The sequence below is a fragment of the Mycobacterium heidelbergense genome, assembly GCF_050205645.1.
GTDB classification, from domain to species: Bacteria; Actinomycetota; Actinomycetes; order Mycobacteriales; family Mycobacteriaceae; genus Mycobacterium; species Mycobacterium heidelbergense_A.
Window position 1 is genome coordinate 26545 of the sequence record NZ_JBNMQT010000015.1, and the last position, 17605, is coordinate 44149.

General features: G+C 66.0%; 18 protein-coding genes and 1 pseudogene. 6 read left to right on the forward strand and 13 right to left on the reverse strand.

Annotated elements, in window-relative coordinates; all coding sequences use genetic code 11:
• Positions 1-8: 8 nt before the first annotated feature.
• Positions 9-389, reverse strand: coding sequence for a hypothetical protein (locus tag ACQI5H_RS17405; RefSeq protein WP_427080578.1), 381 nt, complete (start codon positions 387-389; stop codon positions 9-11).
• Positions 390-828: 439 nt separating this feature from the next.
• Between ACQI5H_RS17405 and ACQI5H_RS17410 the strand changes: the two genes are divergently transcribed.
• Together ACQI5H_RS17410 and ACQI5H_RS17415 are read left to right on the forward strand one after the other, a co-directional pair.
• Entirely contained in the window at positions 829-1266 is a 438-nt protein-coding gene (locus tag ACQI5H_RS17410; protein WP_427080579.1) for an anti-sigma factor, read from the forward strand.
• Positions 1263-2051, forward strand: coding sequence for an RNA polymerase sigma factor SigF (locus tag ACQI5H_RS17415; protein ID WP_427080580.1), 789 nt, complete (start codon positions 1263-1265; stop codon positions 2049-2051). Before ACQI5H_RS17410 ends, ACQI5H_RS17415 begins: the two co-directional genes overlap by 4 nt.
• Here the strand turns inward: ACQI5H_RS17415 and ACQI5H_RS17420 are convergent.
• The 4 genes and pseudogenes from ACQI5H_RS17420 to ACQI5H_RS17435 all read right to left on the reverse strand — a co-directional run bounded on the left by ACQI5H_RS17420 (position 2022) and on the right by ACQI5H_RS17435 (position 5862).
• Positions 2022-2430, reverse strand: a pseudogene (locus ACQI5H_RS17420) (STAS domain-containing protein). The gene ACQI5H_RS17415 and the pseudogene ACQI5H_RS17420 sit on opposite strands and share 30 nt — an antisense overlap.
• 194 nt (positions 2431-2624) lie before the next feature.
• The gene (locus tag ACQI5H_RS17425) at positions 2625-4421 is read right to left on the reverse strand and encodes an acetyl/propionyl/methylcrotonyl-CoA carboxylase subunit alpha (RefSeq protein WP_427080581.1); all 1797 of its coding nucleotides are present in this window, start codon (positions 4419-4421) and stop codon (positions 2625-2627) included.
• 131 nt (positions 4422-4552) lie between these two features.
• Entirely contained in the window at positions 4553-4972 is a 420-nt protein-coding gene (locus ACQI5H_RS17430) for a SufE family protein (RefSeq protein WP_427080582.1), read from the reverse strand.
• Entirely contained in the window at positions 4972-5862 is an 891-nt protein-coding gene (locus ACQI5H_RS17435; RefSeq protein WP_427080583.1) for a sulfurtransferase, read from the reverse strand. The genes ACQI5H_RS17430 and ACQI5H_RS17435 overlap by 1 nt, the downstream gene beginning before the upstream one ends.
• 96 nt (positions 5863-5958) lie before the next feature.
• Between ACQI5H_RS17435 and ACQI5H_RS17440 the strand changes: the two genes are divergently transcribed.
• Entirely contained in the window at positions 5959-6942 is a 984-nt protein-coding gene (locus tag ACQI5H_RS17440) for an NAD-dependent epimerase/dehydratase family protein (protein ID WP_427080584.1), read from the forward strand.
• Between the two features lie 143 nt (positions 6943-7085).
• Complete coding sequence (locus tag ACQI5H_RS17445; RefSeq protein ID WP_427080585.1) at positions 7086-8117, forward strand: hypothetical protein; 1032 nt, start codon at positions 7086-7088, stop codon at positions 8115-8117.
• 11 nt (positions 8118-8128) lie between these two features.
• On the opposite strand, the gene ACQI5H_RS17450 is transcribed toward ACQI5H_RS17445, so the two are convergent.
• The 7 genes from ACQI5H_RS17450 to ACQI5H_RS17480 form a co-directional block, all read right to left on the reverse strand.
• The gene (locus ACQI5H_RS17450; RefSeq protein WP_427080586.1) at positions 8129-9349 is read right to left on the reverse strand and encodes a peptidoglycan DD-metalloendopeptidase family protein; all 1221 of its coding nucleotides are present in this window, start codon (positions 9347-9349) and stop codon (positions 8129-8131) included.
• 11 nt (positions 9350-9360) lie between these two features.
• Complete coding sequence (locus ACQI5H_RS17455) at positions 9361-10290, reverse strand: class I SAM-dependent methyltransferase (protein ID WP_427080587.1); 930 nt, start codon at positions 10288-10290, stop codon at positions 9361-9363.
• A gap of 159 nt (positions 10291-10449) precedes the next feature.
• Positions 10450-11358 (reverse strand): class I SAM-dependent methyltransferase, encoded by a 909-nt coding sequence (locus tag ACQI5H_RS17460; protein ID WP_427080588.1) that lies wholly within the window; start codon positions 11356-11358, stop codon positions 10450-10452.
• Between the two features lie 38 nt (positions 11359-11396).
• A complete protein-coding gene (locus tag ACQI5H_RS17465) occupies positions 11397-12821 on the reverse strand; it encodes a serine hydrolase domain-containing protein (protein WP_427080589.1) in 1425 nt (474 codons plus the stop codon).
• 211 nt (positions 12822-13032) lie between these two features.
• Positions 13033-13674: a Maf family protein gene (locus tag ACQI5H_RS17470; RefSeq protein ID WP_427080590.1), complete on the reverse strand. Its 642-nt coding sequence runs from the start codon at positions 13672-13674 to the stop codon at positions 13033-13035.
• Positions 13671-13910, reverse strand: a complete 240-nt coding sequence (locus tag ACQI5H_RS17475; RefSeq protein WP_427080591.1) for an acyl-CoA carboxylase subunit epsilon — start codon at positions 13908-13910, stop codon at positions 13671-13673. Before ACQI5H_RS17475 ends, ACQI5H_RS17470 begins: the two co-directional genes overlap by 4 nt.
• Positions 13907-15547, reverse strand: coding sequence for an acyl-CoA carboxylase subunit beta (locus tag ACQI5H_RS17480; protein ID WP_427080592.1), 1641 nt, complete (start codon positions 15545-15547; stop codon positions 13907-13909). The genes ACQI5H_RS17475 and ACQI5H_RS17480 overlap by 4 nt, the downstream gene beginning before the upstream one ends.
• Positions 15548-15600: 53 nt before the next feature.
• Here ACQI5H_RS17480 and ACQI5H_RS17485 point away from each other — a divergent pair, with 53 nt between their 5' ends.
• Both ACQI5H_RS17485 and ACQI5H_RS17490 read left to right on the forward strand, forming a co-directional pair.
• Entirely contained in the window at positions 15601-16422 is an 822-nt protein-coding gene (locus ACQI5H_RS17485) for a biotin--[acetyl-CoA-carboxylase] ligase (RefSeq protein ID WP_427080593.1), read from the forward strand.
• A gap of 20 nt (positions 16423-16442) precedes the next feature.
• Positions 16443-16961 carry a PH domain-containing protein gene (locus ACQI5H_RS17490; protein WP_427080594.1) on the forward strand — a complete coding sequence of 173 codons (519 nt, stop codon included), beginning with the start codon at positions 16443-16445 and terminating at the stop codon, positions 16959-16961.
• Here ACQI5H_RS17490 and ACQI5H_RS17495 read toward each other — a convergent pair.
• The gene (locus tag ACQI5H_RS17495; protein ID WP_427080595.1) at positions 16916-17593 is read right to left on the reverse strand and encodes a GtrA family protein; all 678 of its coding nucleotides are present in this window, start codon (positions 17591-17593) and stop codon (positions 16916-16918) included. The genes ACQI5H_RS17490 and ACQI5H_RS17495 overlap by 46 nt on opposite strands.
• Positions 17594-17605: the final 12 nt, after the last annotated feature.

A 17605-nucleotide genomic window follows, 5' to 3' on the forward strand; every position in this document is an offset into this window, starting at 1 on the left:
AAACGCCGTCAGATAGGGCCGGGCGCCTCGCGAACTAGCGCCTCGGGCAGCGTGATCGCCCCAACCGTCGTCACGAGCCAGACGACGATCGTCGAGGCAATCCAGGACGCGCCGCCGTGGATGGTGAGCCCGTGAGTGAACTCCGAGGCGAGCCCCAACGCGAGGACCGTCAACGCGAGGCCGGTGCCGCCGAACAGCAGCGAGGCGTAAGCGCGGGGCAGCCGCAATATCCAAAGCGACAGGATGGCCTGCGAGACCGAGAACAACACCACCGCGACCACGAATCCGGACACTGCCACCGACACACCGGGGACAACCCAGGCCGCCACCAGCAGGCCTATCGCCCACGATCCCAGAAGCACAACTGCCCGAAGCAGAATTTGCCTCATGACGACAAGTGTAGGTCTCGCGGTTGCCACCGTTAAGGACCGCGATTCAGGACCGCGATCACCGATCGCCAAATCGCTTCGGACGGCTCGCCAGAAAACCCGCTCGTCGCGGGTTACCGGACCCGCGGAGCGGGTATCTGGACTAGACCATGATTGAGTGCCGCGATGCTGCGTTAGCGTGGTTATCCCATCATGGGAGACAAAATCACGAAGGCACCGACATAAATGGCTATCGCGATAACGACCAATACGACCAGCGTGATCCCGGCGACGACTGCGACGCGTTTGAGCCGGCGCGTCCGCACTGTATCGGTCGTGTCAGGCCCGTTCATATCGGGTGGAATACCCGGCGGGAATCGTGACTAACCGGCTCGATCACGCGGCCGAAGGCGGGCTGCGAAGCGGAAGTAGTGTCAGTCAAACATTGCCGGGAGACCATATGACCGATGCGCGATTGCACGGGAGCAAGCGCCAGCGAGGCCACCGCGCCGTCGAAGTACACGTTGCTGCACGCCTGGAAAATCTGGCGATGCTTCGTACCCTGGTCGGTGCCATCGGCACCTTCGAGGATCTCGATTTCGACGCCGTGGCGGACCTGAGGCTCGCGGTCGACGAAGTGTGCACCCGGTTGATCCGGTCGGCAACTCCCGATGCCACGCTCGTCGTGTTGGTCGACCCGCTCGACGACGAATTGATAGTGGAGGCGTCCGCCGCGTGCGACACTCACGACGTGGTGTCGCCCGGCAGCTTCAGCTGGCACGTGCTGACGTCGTTGGCCGACGACGTCCAGACTTTCCATGACGGTCGCGAACCCAGTGAATCCGGCAGCGTTTTCGGTATCGCGCTGACGGCGCGAAAGGCGGCCGCCACCCGGTGACGGCCCGAGATGCCGGCGGTTCGGATACGCGCCCGAACGAATACGCCGATGTTCCGGACATGTTCCGGGAATTGGCTACTTTTTCCGCCGACTCCATGGAATTCCAGCGCCAGCGGGACAAGATCGTCGAACGCTGCCTGCCGCTGGCCGATCACATCGCCCGCCGCTTCGAGGGACGGGGCGAGCCGCGCGATGACCTGGTTCAGGTCGCGCGGGTCGGACTGGTCAATGCGGTGGTCCGGTTCGACATCGACGCCGGGTCGGACTTCGTCTCGTTCGCGGTGCCCACGATCATGGGAGAGGTCCGACGGCACTTTCGCGACAACAGCTGGTCGGTCAAGGTTCCCCGGCGGCTGAAGGAACTACACCTGCGGCTCGGCACCGCCACGGCCGATCTGTCCCAACGGCTGGGTCGGGCCCCCACCGCGACCGAACTGGCCGGCGAACTGGGAATGGACCGCGACGAGGTCATCGAGGGCCTCGTGGCCGGCAGCTCCTACAACACCTTGTCCATCGACAGCGGCGGCGGCAGCGACGACGACGACGCCCGCGCGATCGCCGACACCCTGGGCGACGTGGATACCGGCCTGGATCAGATCGAGAACCGCGAATCGCTGCGCCCGCTGCTCGAGGCGCTGCCCGAGCGGGAGCGAACGGTGTTGGTGCTGCGCTTCTTCGAATCGATGACCCAGACGCAGATCGCCGACCGGGTCGGCATCTCACAGATGCACGTGTCTCGACTGCTGTCTAAATCGCTAACCCGACTGCGGGACCAGTTGCGGTAGCGGCGCGGGCGGCCCAGCTCGCTGACCGCAGCAGTGGCTCGTCGGGCGACGTCACCGGCAGCGTGCCGTCGGGATCGCAGACGCGGAGCAAGCGCGAGACCGCCGCGCTGGTTACCATCGCCCAGGGCGTTTGGGCGGCCGAGCACACCACGTTGATGCGATGCAGCGCCGAAAACCCTGCTGTACCAATGAATTCCAGCCCGCGCAGGTCCACTATCACCCGCCGGGTCCGGCTGGCGCTGCGCCGCACATACTCGGCGAGCTGATCGGAGTTGGCGGCATCGAGCTCACCGTCGACGGTGATCACCGTGCCCCCCGGCTCCCAGCGGGCGCCGAATTGTGCTGTGCGGCTTTGTTGCCACGATTGGGTCACAGGCATTGCGTACTCCCTGGCTACCGGAGGATTCGTGCTCTGGAATACGCCAGCCGTGCGTCGCGGTGCGCTTGGGGCAGGGAATTCGCCTGCCCCGGCGTCATCGACGTATTCCGGGCGGCTGTGAACTCAACCTGTCCCGAACCCTACCCGTGCCCGGGCGGCCCGACAACGTTTCGCGGGTTCTCCCGGTCAGGCCCCTACTTGATCTCGGCGAGCACCGTGCCCTGAGTGATGGCGGCGCCGGCTTCGACCGCAAGTCCGGTGATCGTGCCGTCCTTGTGCGCGGTGACCGGGTTCTCCATCTTCATCGCCTCGAGGACCACGACCAGGTCGCCCGCGGCGACCTCCTGGCCCTCCTCGACGGCGACCTTGACGACGGTGCCCTGCATCGGTGCGGTGACCGCGTCACCCGAGGCCGCCGCGCCGGAGTGCGAACCGCGCTTGCGGGGCTTCGGCTTTTTGCGGATGGCGCCGACGGCGTCGGTGGTGGCGCCGTTGGACAGCGCCAGGTCCGCCGGCAACGAGACCTCGAGCCGCCGCCCACCGACCTCGACCACCACTTTCTGCCGCGGCCGCGCGTCCTCGTCGTCCAGCGGCTCGCCGCCGGTGAAGGGCTCGACGGTGTTGTTCCACTCGGTCTCGATCCAGCGGGTGTGCACCGAGAAGCCGTCGTCGTCGCCGATGAACGCCGGGTCGGACACCACGGCGCGATGGAAAGGGATCACCGTGGCGAGCCCTTCGACCTCGAACTCGGCCAGCGCGCGCCGCGCCCGCGCCAGCGCCTCGTTGCGGTCGGCGCCGTAGACAATCAGCTTGGCCAGCATCGAGTCGAACTGCCCGCCGATCACCGAGCCGGTCTCGACGCCGGAGTCCAGCCGCACGCCCGGGCCGGTGGGCGGGTGGAACCTGTTCACCGGGCCGGGGGCCGGCAGGAAGTTGCGTCCCGCGTCCTCGCCGTTGATGCGGAATTCGATGGCGTGCCCACGCGGCGTGGGGTCCTCGGTGAGATCCAGCCTGTCGCCGTTGGCGATCTTGAACTGCTGCAGCACCAGGTCGATGCCGGCGGTCTCCTCGGTGACCGGGTGCTCGACCTGAAGGCGGGTGTTGACCTCCAGGAACGAGATCAACCCGTCCTGGCCGACCAGGTATTCGACGGTGCCGGCGCCGTAGTAATGGGCCTCTTTGCAGATCCGCTTGGCCGATTCGTGGATCTCCTTGCGCTGGGCGTCGGTCAGGAACGGCGCCGGCGCCTCCTCGACCAGCTTCTGGAAGCGGCGCTGCAGCGAGCAGTCGCGGGTGCCGGCGACGACGACGTTGCCGTGCTGGTCGGCGATCACCTGCGCCTCGACGTGGCGGGGCTTGTCCAGGTAGCGCTCGACGAAGCACTCGCCGCGGCCGAACGCCGACACCGCCTCGCGCACCGCCGACTCGTACAGCTCGGGAATCTCCTCGATGGTGCGGGCCACCTTCATGCCCTTGCCGCCGCCGCCGAACGCGGCCTTGATCGCGATCGGCACGCCGTACTCCTTGGCGAAGGCCACCACCTCGTCGGCGTCCTTGACCGGGTCGGGGGTGCCGGGAACCAGCGGCGCCTGCGCGCGGGCGGCGATGTGGCGGGCGGTGACCTTGTCGCCGAGGTCGCGGATGGACTGCGGGCTGGGGCCGATCCAGATCAGGCCGGCATCGATGACCGCCTGGGCGAAGTCGGCGTTCTCCGACAGAAAGCCGTAGCCGGGGTGGATGGCGTTGGCGCCGGACTTCTCGGCCGCGTCGAGGATCTTGCCGAAGTCCAGGTAGGACTCCCCCGACGTCTGACCGCCGAGGGCGAACGCCTCGTCGGCCAGGCGCACGTGCGGCGCGTCGGCGTCGGGCTCGGCGTACACCGCCACGCTGGGCAGGCCCGCGTCGCGGGCCGCGCGGATCACCCGGACAGCGATCTCGCCGCGGTTGGCGACGAGCACCTTGGAGATCCTCGAGCTGGCGTGATTAGCCACTTCGCCTCCTGTTTGGCTGGACGTCTCTTTGTCTAAGAGAATTTCTTACAAGTCTTGTCCGGGGAAGTTTATGCGCCGCGCCGTGAGCGCTGATACCCGGTCTCCGATCACGTTTCCGACCACGTTTGCGATCACGCCGCCTCGCGCAGCCGCCGCTTGATGCGGGCCAGCATCGCCGACATGCCGCGCAACCGCAGCGGGCTGATCAAGGCGGCCAGACCCAGGTCGGCGTAGAAATCCTCGGGGACCGCGAGGATGTCGGCAGCGGGTTGTTCGTCGAGCCCGGCGGCCAGGATCGAGGCAAACCCGCGGGTGGTCGGCGCCTCGGCGGGCGCGCTGAAGTACAGCCGCACCCGATCCGGGTCGTGCGCGTCGACATGCAGAAACAGCGGCGACTGGCACTCCGGCACGGGCTCCATGGCCGCTTGGTCCATGTCGGCGGGCAGCTCCGGCAGGTCGTTGGCGAACTCCAGCAGCAACGTCAGTTTGTCCTGGCCCTGCACTTCGGCGAAGTCGGACACCACCTCGGCCAGCGGCGCGGGCAGACTCATCAGACCGGTACGGCCCCCGGGCTTTCGCCCGCGACGATCGGCACCCGCACGGTGTTGCCCCACTCGGTCCAGGACCCGTCGTAGTTGCGCACCCCGGGCTTGCCCAGCAAATGCGTGAGCACGAACCAGGTGTGGCTGGATCGCTCGCCGATGCGGCAGTAGACGATGGTCTTGTCGTCCGGCTGCAGGAAGCCGTACAGCTCTTCCAGCTCTTCGCGGCTGCGGAAGCGGCCACTCTCGTCGGCCGCCTTGCCCCAGGGAATCGACCGGGCGGTGGGGATGTGGCCGGCGCGCAGCGCGCCTTCCTCGGGGTAGTCGGGCATGTGGGTGCGCTTGCCCGTGTACTCGTCGGGCGATCGCACGTCGATCAGCGGCTGGCTGCCGAGGTCGCCCAGCACGTCGTCCTTGAAGGCGCGGATCGGCGCGTCGTTGCGCTGCACGACGGGATAGCCGGTGGTGGTCTTGGTGGGGACCTCGAGCGTCATGTCGCGGCGATCGGACAGCCACAGGTCGCGCCCGCCGTTGAGCAGGCGCACGTCGGGGTGGCCGAACAACGTGAACACCCACAGCGCGTAGGCCGCCCACCAGTTGCTCTTGTCGCCGTAGATCACCACGGTGTCGTCGCGTGCGATGCCCTTGCGGTCCATCAGCTCGGCGAACTGCTCGCCGTTGATGTAGTCGCGGACGCGCGGGTCGTTGAGGTCGGTGTGCCAGTCGACCTTGACCGCGCCCGGAATGTGGCCGACGTCATAGAGCAGGACGTCCTCGTCGGACTCGACGATCGCCAGGCCGGGCGCGCCCATGTTGGCGGACAACCAGTCGGCGGTGACTAGCCGTTCGGGGTGGGCGTAGGCCGACAGCGTGGGGCTCGGATCAGGGGGTAGCGGCACAACGTCGAGCCTACCGCCAGGAAAAAAAGCGGGTTATTGACCCGCGAGTACCGATTAAACTTACGGCTTACCAATAACACCCGAGGGGCGAACCAGATGGAAATACTTGTCACGGGGGGCGCGGGCTTCCAGGGAAGTCATCTATCCGAGTCGCTACTCGCGGACGGGCATTGGGTCACTGTCCTGAATACATCGTCGAAGAGCGCAACCCGAAACACGAGCGACTTTCGTTCGCACGAGCGCGCCGCCTTTATTTCGGGTTCGGTGACTGATGGGGAAACGGTCCATCGCGCGGTGCGCGATCACCACGTCGTTTTTCATCTGGCCGCCAATATCAACGTCGACCAGTCTCTCGGCGAACCAGAGAGCTTTCTCGAAACCAACGTCATGGGTACCTACCGTGTGCTCGAGGCGGTCCGACGCTACAAGAACCGGCTGATCTACGTGTCAACCTGCGAAGTGTATGGCGACGGACACAATCTGCGGGAGGGCGAGCTTCTCGACGAGAGAGCGGAGCTGAAACCGAACAGCCCCTACGGCGCCTCCAAGGCGGCGGCCGACCGGTTGTGCTACTCCTACTACCGCTCCTATGGCCTCGACGTCACGATTGTTCGGCCATTCAACATCTTCGGGATGCGGCAGAAAACCGGGCGATTCGGCGCGCTGATTCCACGACTCGTCCGCCAGGCCATCAACGGCGAAAACCTCACGATCTTCGGCGACGGCTCGGCGACACGCGACTATCTATACGTCAGCGACATCGTTCGTGCATACAACCTTGTGTTGCAAAACACCGGGCTTCGCGGGCAGGCGATCAATTTCGCGAGCGGCAAAAACACCCGGGTGAAGGACATCGTCGAGTACATCGCGGAAAAGTTCGGCGCCAAGATCGCCTATCGCGAGGCACGCCCCGGAGAAGTCGCTAGTTTCCCGGCCAACATCGATCTCGCAAAGAGCATCGGATTCAAGCCCGAAGTCGGTATCTGGGAAGGCATCGACCGCTATATCCAATGGGCGAAGGATCAGCCGCAATACGCCTACGAACAAGACGGGGTCAGCGGCGTCTTGTCTTTCCAGTGAGCCCCATCATTGCGGGTAAAAAAGTGCGTCTCGGCCCAGTTCACCGCAGTTAGGCTATTGAAAGGCTGCATTCCACATGCGGCGGGTGTTGTGTCGTGTTCAGGGAGCGGGAAATTGACGTGAGCGGTCCGGCTGAGGTGTCGATGCGTGGCGGCGAGTGGGATGGCGAGTTCTTGACGTCGCTCTACGGGGATGTCGACGCGTGGAGCGCGCACGACGCGCTGGCGCAATTGGTTGCGATGTTCGGCGGAGATTTCCCGCGGCACGACAATCTGGCGGACCGGTTGGCCTACCTGGACGAGTTCAGCGAGGTATGGGATTACCGGAGCCGGTCGCGGGCACGTTACGGGGAACAGGTGCGGTGCCAAGACGCCGGCGGCGGGGCGCGGTGGATGATCCCCCGTCTAGACCTGCCGGACCGGCAACTGGACACGATCACGACGCTGGCGCGACGGCTGGGCCTTACAGATGAAACATGGCCCACTGAAACAAGATTCGACTATATGCTGGTGATCGGCACCGGACGTTACTCGAACATGCTCAGGGCCCGGTTGGCGCGGGACCTGGCTGCAGAGAACCGCGTCGGTCATGTCGTGCTGGCCGCCGCTTCTCGGCGGCTGTTGCCGTCCGAAGACGATGCGGTCGCGTCCTGCGCGCCAGGCGCGCGTTCCGAATTCGATTTGCTGGCGGCCGCCGCGGCCGACGCGTTTGGGGTGGATACTCGCGAAGCCGTACGGCATGGGCGTCAGCGGGGCGGGGACCCGCATCGAGGCCAGATGGTCTGGCGCTTCGGCGAAGACAGCAATGACCTCGGGCTGCCCATCACACTGATCGAGGCACCGTCGCCGGACCCCGACATCCGCCGTGCCACCTCCGCGGATACCTTCACCTTTACCGCGCGGACCCTGGATATGAACCAATCGAGTTGTCTACTGGTGACCGGTCAGCCGTTCGTCCCCTATCAGCATTTTGACGCGCTGCGAACTCTGGCCCTGCCGTTCGGAATTCGTATCGAGACCGCGGGTTTCGGCATCGACCGCTACGAAGGACTGCACGACATGGACCTGCAGCATCCCGCCAAACTGTTGCAGGAGGTCCGCTCGATGATCCGCGCAGGCCGCAGTCTGCTGGAACGGATCGCGGCTTGCCAACGAACAGCCCACGCTCCGCGCTGACGTCGCCAGAATTACTCGTCGGCGGTGATTGTGCATGGTGTGGCGGGCGGATAGCTGCCCGATACCGCACGCAGCCGCCCCGTCGGCGGCCAGGGCCGCAGCCCCATGTTGCCCAGATAGCGCAGGGGATTGACGTGTTCACCCCCGACGCGCGTCTCGAAATGCAGATAACCGTCCGTCGATTGGTCTTCCGCACCGATGCTGCCGATCCGGGTTCCCGCACTTATCCGATCACCACGCGCGATTTTTGTGTCGTCGCCAGGCCGGAACGCGTAGCGGATTTCGGTATCGCCGTTCGAGATGATCACTGAGTAGAGGTGACCGAAATCGCTTGCGCAGCACACAGTTCCGGAGATGACGGCATAGATCGGGCTGCCGGGGTCAGCGGCGAAGTCGACGCCGGGATGGAAACCGTCCGCGCGGGGTCCGTATCCGCGGCCAATCGCGCGTGGCTCCGCCTCGATCGGCAGCCGCGCCCGCGGCTCGATCGGGTCGAAGTCGCCGCGCACTCGCCGCTGGTAGTCCGCTTTGAGGAGGTCGACCTCGTCGAGTGCGTAGCCGAACAACAGGGATCGATCGTAGGCCACGCCGAAGTTGTGCCGAAAATCCGGATCGAGGCGCAGGTAGTGTTTGACTCGCGAGATCCGTTCCTCCAATGTCGCCCAGCCGTTGTGCGTCAAGCGGATTCCGTCCAGCTGCCCTATCCGACCGTGCTCGGTGATGTTGGCCGGCCAGTGCGAATTGTGCATCAACTTGGGCCCCGCATACAGGCCCGGGTACCAACGCCAAAACGGCCCCCGCATCGCCTCGGCGGTGCCCATCACCGGCACCATGTCCGGATATTCTGGATCATCCCAGCGGGAAACCATCGGACACATCAGCGCGGCTACGTCGTCCGCTGTGCGCGCAAGCACCTCACGGATGTCCACGTCGATCTGGAAAATCCAGTCGGCGTCGACCATCACCATCCAGTCCGGGCGACAGAAATCGGCCATGCGGTACAGCAGCTCCAGCCCGGTGGACTCGGGGATCAGCCATGGCGTGGACGGTAGATCTGCCCGGGCGCGAACAACATTGGTGACAGCGGGGTGGTTCGCGAGAATCGCGGCGGTGTCGTCGGTGCTGCGGTCGTCGATCGCGTAGATGTCGTCGCTGAAGGTGGCCAGCGAGTCCAACGTATCGCTCAAGGTCTTCCCGGCGTTGTGGGCTCGCGTGACCGCCAGAATCCGCAACGTGTTCCCCTTTAAGCCGCGAGAACCGAAGTGTAGTAGCTGGGCGTGTCGGAGGGCGAGTCGTAATCGGCGGGCAACCCGAGCAGGCCGTGCTCGGCGAGCAGCTGCGCGGCCGTGGTCCCGGTCGACTGCCACCCGTGGCTGTCGAGATAGCCGGAGACCTCGTTGCGGGCCCCGAGATAGTTCAGCGAGCAGATATCCAGATCGAATCCATGGTCGCGCCACGTGCGAGTCGCACCGCGGATGATCTGTTGGACCCGCCCGGAGTCCAGCTCCGCCGACCCCACGAACGCCTCGATGGCCATCCGGCTTCCCGGCGCGCTGAGCCCGGTGACGTTGTCCAGCAGGCGATCCTGAGCTTCAGGGGGGAGATAGCCGAACAATCCTTCGGCGATCCAGGCGGTCGGTAAGGCGGGGTCGAATCCGCTACGCAGCAGCGCGACCGGCCAATCGTCCCGCAGGTCGGCCGGCACCATCCGCAGCTGCGCCGTGGGCTGGGCGCCCAGCCGTGCCAGCGTTTCGGCCTTGAACCGCAGCACCTCCGGCTGATCGATCTCGAACACCGCCATGCCCGGTGGCCACGGCAGTCGGTAGCCCCGCGCGTCGAGCCCAGACGCCAGGATCACCACCTGCCGAATTCCGGTGGCCGCCGCGTCGGTAAGGAATTGATCGAAATAGCGAGTGCGGGCCACCAAATCGGTGGTCATCCGCTGCAGACCCCAGGGGGCTTCGGGCTCGTCGACGTCGGACGCGCGGAGTTCTCCGGTGGCCCATTTGACAAGGAATTCGATACCCACCGCGCGGACCAACGGCTCGGCGAACGGGTCCTCGATCAACGGCTCGGGCGAATTGGTGGCCCTGGCGCGGCCCGCGGCCACCAGCGTCGCGGTCGCGCCGACATGGCTGGCCAGATCCCAGCTATCGCCGTCTTTGCGCATCACAATTCCGCCCTTCTGGTGTGGGATCTCGTCGTCTGGGGGACGCCCGATTGCACACTTTGAATCTAGGAAGATTTGGCCTGGCGAAACTCCGCCGATCGGCCTGCAATTGTGATGAACGCTTCGTCCCCCGATCAGGGGACACGGCCGGCGGGGGTTTGGTTACCGCGGCTGGTCGGTCAGGGTGCCGCTGATGAAGATGGTGTCGTCGTGTGCAGCGGGCGCGTCGAGGCCACTGCGCCGGAACAGTTCGGCGAGCGGCACGCCTTCGAGCTGCCAGCCCAAGCCGGTGAGGTAGTCGAGGACGTGGTTGCGTTCGCCGGGGTAGATCAACGAGGCCAAGTCGACGTCGACGCCATGGTCGCGGAATGGGTTGGATATGGCCCGCGCTCGCTCGGCGCCGAAATCCACGATGCTGGAAACGAATTCGGTGGCTGCCGTGCTCCCGGGCGCGCTGAGTGCCGTGATGTCGTCGAACAGCCGATCCTGTGCCTCCGGCTTCAGATAAATCAGTAACCCCTCGACCAGCCACGCCGTCGGCGCTGACGAGTCAAAGCCGGCGGCTCGCAACGCCGTGAGCCAGTCCGCGCGCAGGTCGATGGGCACGGCGCGCAGCGTGGCGGAGGGCTCCGCGCCCAGGTCGGCCAAGGTCGTCGTCTTGAATTCCATCACCTGTGGTTGGTCGACCTCGTACACCACCGTCCCGGTCGGCCACGGCAGACGGTAGGCCCGGGCGTCCAACCCGGAAGCGAGGATCGCCACTTGGCGAATACCCCCATCGGTGGCGTTGAGGACGTAGTCGTCAAAGTACTTCGTGCGGACCGCGTTTCCGTCCACCATCGCCTGCGCCACGGTCGGCGAGACATCCGCGATCGCCGACATGCCGAGTTCGCCGTCCATCAGCTTGGTGAAGAAATCCAGGCCCACCGCGCGGACCAGGGGCTCGGCGAACGGATCGTTGATCAAACCGCGCGGGTCCTTGGTGGCCAGCGCGCGCCCGGCCGCGACAATGGTGGCGGTGACGCCGACGCCGGACGCCAGATCCCAGCTGTCGTCGTCCGTGCGGGACATCAGCTCACCCTAGCGCCGCCCAATTCTGCGGTGCGGTGTTATTGGCGTCGGAACAGGCGCCCGTGCTGGCTGCAGAACCAGGTGACGTTGCCGTCGGGTCCGCGGACGAAGTTGGATCGACTGCCGGTGGGCTTGCCGTCGGGTCCGAGGTCGAGCCCGTAGTCGGGCCGGTAGAAGGCGAGGCCCAGTTCGACGCTGCTTGGGCCGTCCGCGTTGGCGTCGACGGTGTCGATGGTGCCGGCGAGCCGGCCGTCGCTTGCCCGGAATTCGATGACCGTCTGCTCGACGCTGCCATCTTGGGAGACTTGCTCGGCGATGTACCTGCCCTGGTAGGGCTCGAGCTCGACGGCGCCGAGGTGTTGCGGTTCGGCGGGCAGGTTGGTGACCCCGGCGAATCTCCGCAACGCCCAGTCGCAGGCGAAAAGGTCGTTGATCAGATGAAATCCACCATCGGAATTGGTGAGCACGGTCATGGCAAAGTTGCGATCGGGCACCATGACGAAACCGGAGCGTTGCCCCTTCCAGGTGCCCCCGTGCTCAACGATGGTCACATTCTGCGCGGAGGGCCGCAGCATCCAGGTCACGCCCATCCCGGTCAGCTCGACAAAAAGTGTTCCGCCCGCGCCCGGGTTCGAACGCATCGCCTCCAGCGACCGTCGGCTCAGGGTCCGCTCACCGTTGGGCGCACTGCCGTCGCCGAGGTGGAACTGTGCGTAGCGCAGCTGATCTCGCGCCGTGGACATCAACCCACCAGTGGGATTGCAGCTGCGCGGGAATGCCCAAAAGTCGGTATCGACCAGGGGTTTGCCGTCGACCACCTGGTGAGGTGTCGCCACATTCAGACCGATTATCTGGTCGGAAAAGTAGTGGGTGTGGGCCAGCTGCAGCGGGTCAAGCACCAGTTTCTGCATCGCAGACTCGTAGGTTGTTCCGGTGACAAGCTCGATGATGCGGCCCGCCACCACAAGACCCGAATTGTTGTACGAGAACGCGGTTCCCGGAGGAGTCAGCTGCGGTAAACGTGTCATCGAGTTGACGTAGCGCGCCACCGCGTCGTCGCCGCGCCCGAAGTCCTGCCCATTGCGACCATCCCAGCCCGCAGTGTGGTTGAGCAGTTGGCGCACGGTCACCGTGGCGCTGGCTGACTCGTCGGCCACCGCGAAGTCGGGGACAAAGCGACGCACGTGTGAATCCAGGTCTACCTCGCCCTGCTCGACCAGCCGCATCATCGCGGTGCCTGTGAAAGTCTTTGTGGTAGAACCGATTCGGAAGACGGTGTCGCCGTCGACAGGCAACGGATGGTCGACGTTTGTAACCCCGTAGCCCTTGACGTATTCTTGGCCGCCGGCCCACACGGCAACCGCGACGCCCGGAATCGCATAGGCCTTCATGCCCGCGTTGATCTTGGCATCGAGCTCGTCGAACGCTACGCCAAGGTCTGTGCGGTTACCGATTTCAACCACGGCAGCGGCGTTTTCTTGCGGCGGTGACCGCGGCGACCCGGCCCGTGGCCGCTGATCTGAATGGGTTCGTGGGCGGCGGTAACGTCCACATGGCCATTAATATAACTGAACGTACCCGAAACATCCTGAAGCCCCGGAGTGGGAGTGGATTCGGTTGCAGCGCTTGGGGCCTCGCCCGCTCCCGCGGGACCCGGTTCTACCGCGGACGGTGCTAGCCGAGCGGATTGTCCGCCCACAGCGCGGCGATCGACAGGCCCGCGCGGCCGAGCAGCGATCGCGTCAGCGGCAGCCCTAGGCCCACCACAGCCGACGGGTCGCCGTCGACACCGTCGATGAACCAGCCGCCCAGGCCGTCGAGCGTGAACCCTCCGGCGACCCGCAATGACTCCCCGACGGCAAGGTAGGCCTCGAGGTCATCGGGTGATGGTTTACCGAAACGCACAGTGGTGATAGATGTTTCCGCGTCACGATGAACGATTTCGTTGTCCACCAATCGGATAGCGCAATGGCCGGTATAGAGCCGGCCGGCCCGGCCCGCCATCGACTGCCACATCTGACGAGCGGCGGCGACGGATTGCGGCTTACCGCACAACTGGTCGTTGATGTGAAGCATCGAATCACAGCCGATGACAACGCAATCCGCGGCGATGCCGCCATCCAGCCTGCCGGCGACCTCGTCGGCCTTGGCCACCGCCAGCGCGCACACGACGTCACCGGGCGATGCGTCCGGGCCCAGGGCCGCGGCCACCGCATCCTCGTCGACCCCGGAGACGACGACCAGCGGATCGACGCCGGCCTGGCGCAGCACCTTGAGCCGGCCGGCCGAGGCCGACGCCAGCACCAGCCGGGTCACTGCTTCATATGAGTCATCTGCTGCATGGTGAGCCGCTGGTAGTTCGTCATCGCAAAACGCAACCGGTCGACGGGGAGGCCCCAGCGGGTGCGCTCGGCCGGGGGCGGTTCCGGCGCAGCGCCGGCGGCGCCCAGCACGGCGATCAGTGCGGCCAACTCCTCGGCGGTGGGTTGCCCCTTGAGGATCTGGATGTGCGGCTCGTGCGGCTGCTGAGTCTCTTGGATATCCGGGCTCACAGTGGGATGTTCCCGTGCTTCTTGGGCGGCAGGTGCGAGATCTTGCGCTCCAGCAGACGCAGCGCCGTGCCGATGTAGCCGCGCGTGTGCGACGGCGGGATCACCGCGTCGACGTATCCGCGCTCGGCCGCGACGTAGGGGTTGACGAGCGTGTCCTCGTACTCCTGCTGCAGCTGCAGCCGCAGCGCGTCGACGTCCTTGCCTTCCTTGGCGGCCTCCGACAGCTGCTTGCGGTAGACGAACCCGACGGCGCCCGAGGCGCCCATCACCGCGATCTGCGCCGTCGGCCAGGCGATGTTGACGTCGCAGCCCATGTCCTTGGAGCCCATGACGCAGTAGGCGCCGCCGTAGGCCTTGCGGGTGATGACGGTGATCTTCGGGACCGTGGCCTCGCCGTAGGCGAACAGCAGCTTGGCGCCGCGCCGGATGATGCCGTTGTATTCCTGGCCGGTGCCCGGCAGGAAGCCGGGCACGTCGACCAGCATCACGATCGGGATGTTGAAGCAGTCGCAGGTGCGCACGAACCGCGCCGCCTTCTCGGAGGCGTCGATGTCCAGGCAGCCGGCGAAGTGCGTCGGCTGGTTGGCCACGATCCCCACCGGCCGGCCCTCGATCCGACCGAACCCGACGACGATGTTCTGGGCGTAACCGCCCTGGATTTCCAGGAACTCGTCCTCGTCGAGGATGCGGGTGATCACCTCGTGCATGTCGTAGGGCTGGTTGGGCGAGTCGGGGATCAGCGTGTCCAGCTCGATGTCCTCGTCGGTGAGGTTCTCCTCGATGGCGCCCGCCGGGATGGGCGCGGCGTAGCGGGGCGGATCGGTGGCGTTGTTGGGCGGCAGGTAGCTCAGCAGGTCGCGGACCCATTCGAACGCGTCCTGCTCGCCGGAGGCCACGTAGTGCAACGTGCCCGACTTGGCCATGTGGGTGTGGGCGCCGCCGAGCTCCTCCATGGTGACGTCCTCGCCCGTGACGGTCTTGATGACGTCGGGCCCGGTGATGAACATCTGGCTGGTCTGATCGACCATCACCACGAAGTCGGTCAGGGCCGGCGAGTACACGTGCCCGCCCGCCGCGGCCCCCATGATCAGCGAGATCTGCGGGATGACACCGGAGGCCAGGATGTTGTTGCGGAAGATCTTGCTGTACAGGCCCAGCGAGACGACGCCCTCCTGGATGCGCGCGCCGGCACCGTCGTTGATGCCGATCAGCGGGCGCCCGGTCTTGATGGCCAGCTCCTGCACCTTGACGATCTTCTCGCCATACACCTCGCCGAGGCTGCCGCCGAACACCGTGGCGTCCTGGCTGAAGATGCATACGTCGCGGCCGTCGATGGTGCCGTAGCCGGTGATGACGCCGTCGCCGAGCGGGCGGTTCTTCTCCAGACCGAAATTGGTGCTGCGGTGCTTGGCCAGCGCATCGAGCTCGACGAACGAGTCCTCGTCCAGCAGGGCGAGGATGCGCTCCCGGGCGGTCAGCTTGCCCTTGGCGTGCACCTTCTCTACGGCCTCTTCACCGACCGGATGCAGTGCCTCTTCGCGGCGCTTGTGCAGCTCGGCCAGCTTGCCCGCGGTGGTGTGGATGTCGATGCTGTGCTCAGCCGCGGGCTCAGCCGTGTGGTCCCTAACGCTTGTCATGGGTCTCGATGGTATCGGCAGCCCATGCGCCGCCGGTGCTTAGGCTGGGTGGAGTGACGGACCGCGAATCGCTTCGGCAACCGTTGGATGAGGCCGCGTTGCGCGCCGACCTGATCGGGACGGGGCTGGGCTGGCGACAGCTCGACGTCGTCGAACAAACCGGCTCCACCAACGCCGACCTCCTGGCGCGGGCGGCGTCGGGTGTCGACGTCGCGGGGGCGGTGTTGATCGCCGAGCATCAGACCGCCGGCCGCGGACGCCACGGCCGCGGATGGTCGGCCTCCCCGCGCGCCCAGATCACCATGTCGGTCGGCGTGAGCGTCGTCGACGTCCCGACCGCGGGGTGGGGCTGGCTGTCGCTGGCCACCGGTGTGGCGGTCGTCGACGCGGTGGCCCCGGTGCTCGACGCGGCCGGTGTCCAAGCGGGTCTCAAGTGGCCCAACGACGTGGTGGCCGGAGGCGGCAAGCTGGCCGGGATTCTCGCCGAGGTCGCCAAGCCGGTTGTGGTAATTGGCTTGGGGCTCAACGTAACTCAGGCACCCGACGAGGTCGATGGGTCCGGGGCCATTGCGCCCACGTCGCTGCTCGACCTCGGAGTGGCCGCGCCCGATCGCGACACGTTGGTCCGCGCCGTGTTGCGTGAGCTCGGCGGCCGCATCACCGCCTGGCGGCTCGCACGTGGGGCCGACTGGCAGCTGGCCGCGGATTACCGAGCCCGCAGCCTGACCATCGGCACGCGGGTGCGCGCCGAACTGCCCGGCGGCCGGGAAGTCGTCGGGACCGCGAGCGCCGTCGACGACCAGGGCAGGTTATGCGTGGAAACGGACGGGGAGACCGTCGTCGTTTCCGCGGGCGACGTGGTGCATCTACGTTAGGAAGCGGTAACTTCGCGACCATGAGCTACCCGGACAACGCCCTGGCCGCCGGCGAACAGGTCGTCATTCACCGCCACCCGCACTGGAAGCGCTTGATCTGGCCCGTCGTCGTACTCATCGTGGTGACCGCTATCGCGGCGTTCGGGTCGGGCTACCTCAACTCGACGCATTGGGGGCAGCTCGCCAAGAACATCATCTACGGCGTCATATGGGGGATCTGGCTGGTGATCGTCGGCTGGCTGACGCTATGGCCGTTCCTGAGCTGGCTGACGACTCATTTCGTCGTCACCAACCGGCGGGTGATGTTCCGGCACGGGGTGCTGACCCGCAGCGGGATCGACATTCCGTTGGCGCGGATCAACAGCGTGGAATTCCGGGACAAGATCGTCGAGCGAATGTTTCGCACCGGCACGCTGATTATCGAGTCGGCGTCACAGGATCCGTTGGAGTTCTACGACATTCCGCGCCTGCGCGAGGTGCACGCGCTGCTGTATCACGAAGTCTTCGACACCCTGGGGTCCGAGGAATCGCCGAGCTGAGTCGCCCGGCCTACGTCGCCGCGGCGGCTCGCCCTGTTGCGCCACGCCCGCAACAGGGTGACGTTGCCGCCCTCGATCTCGTCCTCGAAGATTTCGGCGATACCACCCGCGGTGAGGGCGGATTCCAGCGCCTTGTCGGGGCTGCGCGCGAACTCGTCGGGAAACACCCAGCGCCGGAACGCCCAGAACCGGAACGCCATCTGCAGCAGGTTGCCGATGATGTACGCCGAGATGAAGTCGGCGATGTTCTCCGCGGTCAGCGACACCGTCGGTACCCGGAGCTGCAGGACGTAGCTGGAGATCCACAGCGGGGCCATGGAGAGCAGCACGCCGACACCGCTGAACGCGAAGAACAGCAGCGCCTCGTGGTGTCGCTCGCGGCCGCCGCGGTCGCGGAAGCTCCATTCCCGGTTCAGCACGTAGGACGCGATGACGGCGACGATGCCCGCGATGACCTTGGCGGTCACCGGCTTGGGCTCCAGAATCGTCAGCTTCAGCGTGTAGAAAATCGCCGAGTCGATGATGAACGTGGTGCCGCCGACGATGGCGAATTTGATCAGTTCATGATGGCGCTGCGCATACGGCTGAATGATCCCGGGCAAGCGCGCGATTGTGGCTTCGGCGAAGGACACAACACGTGAGTG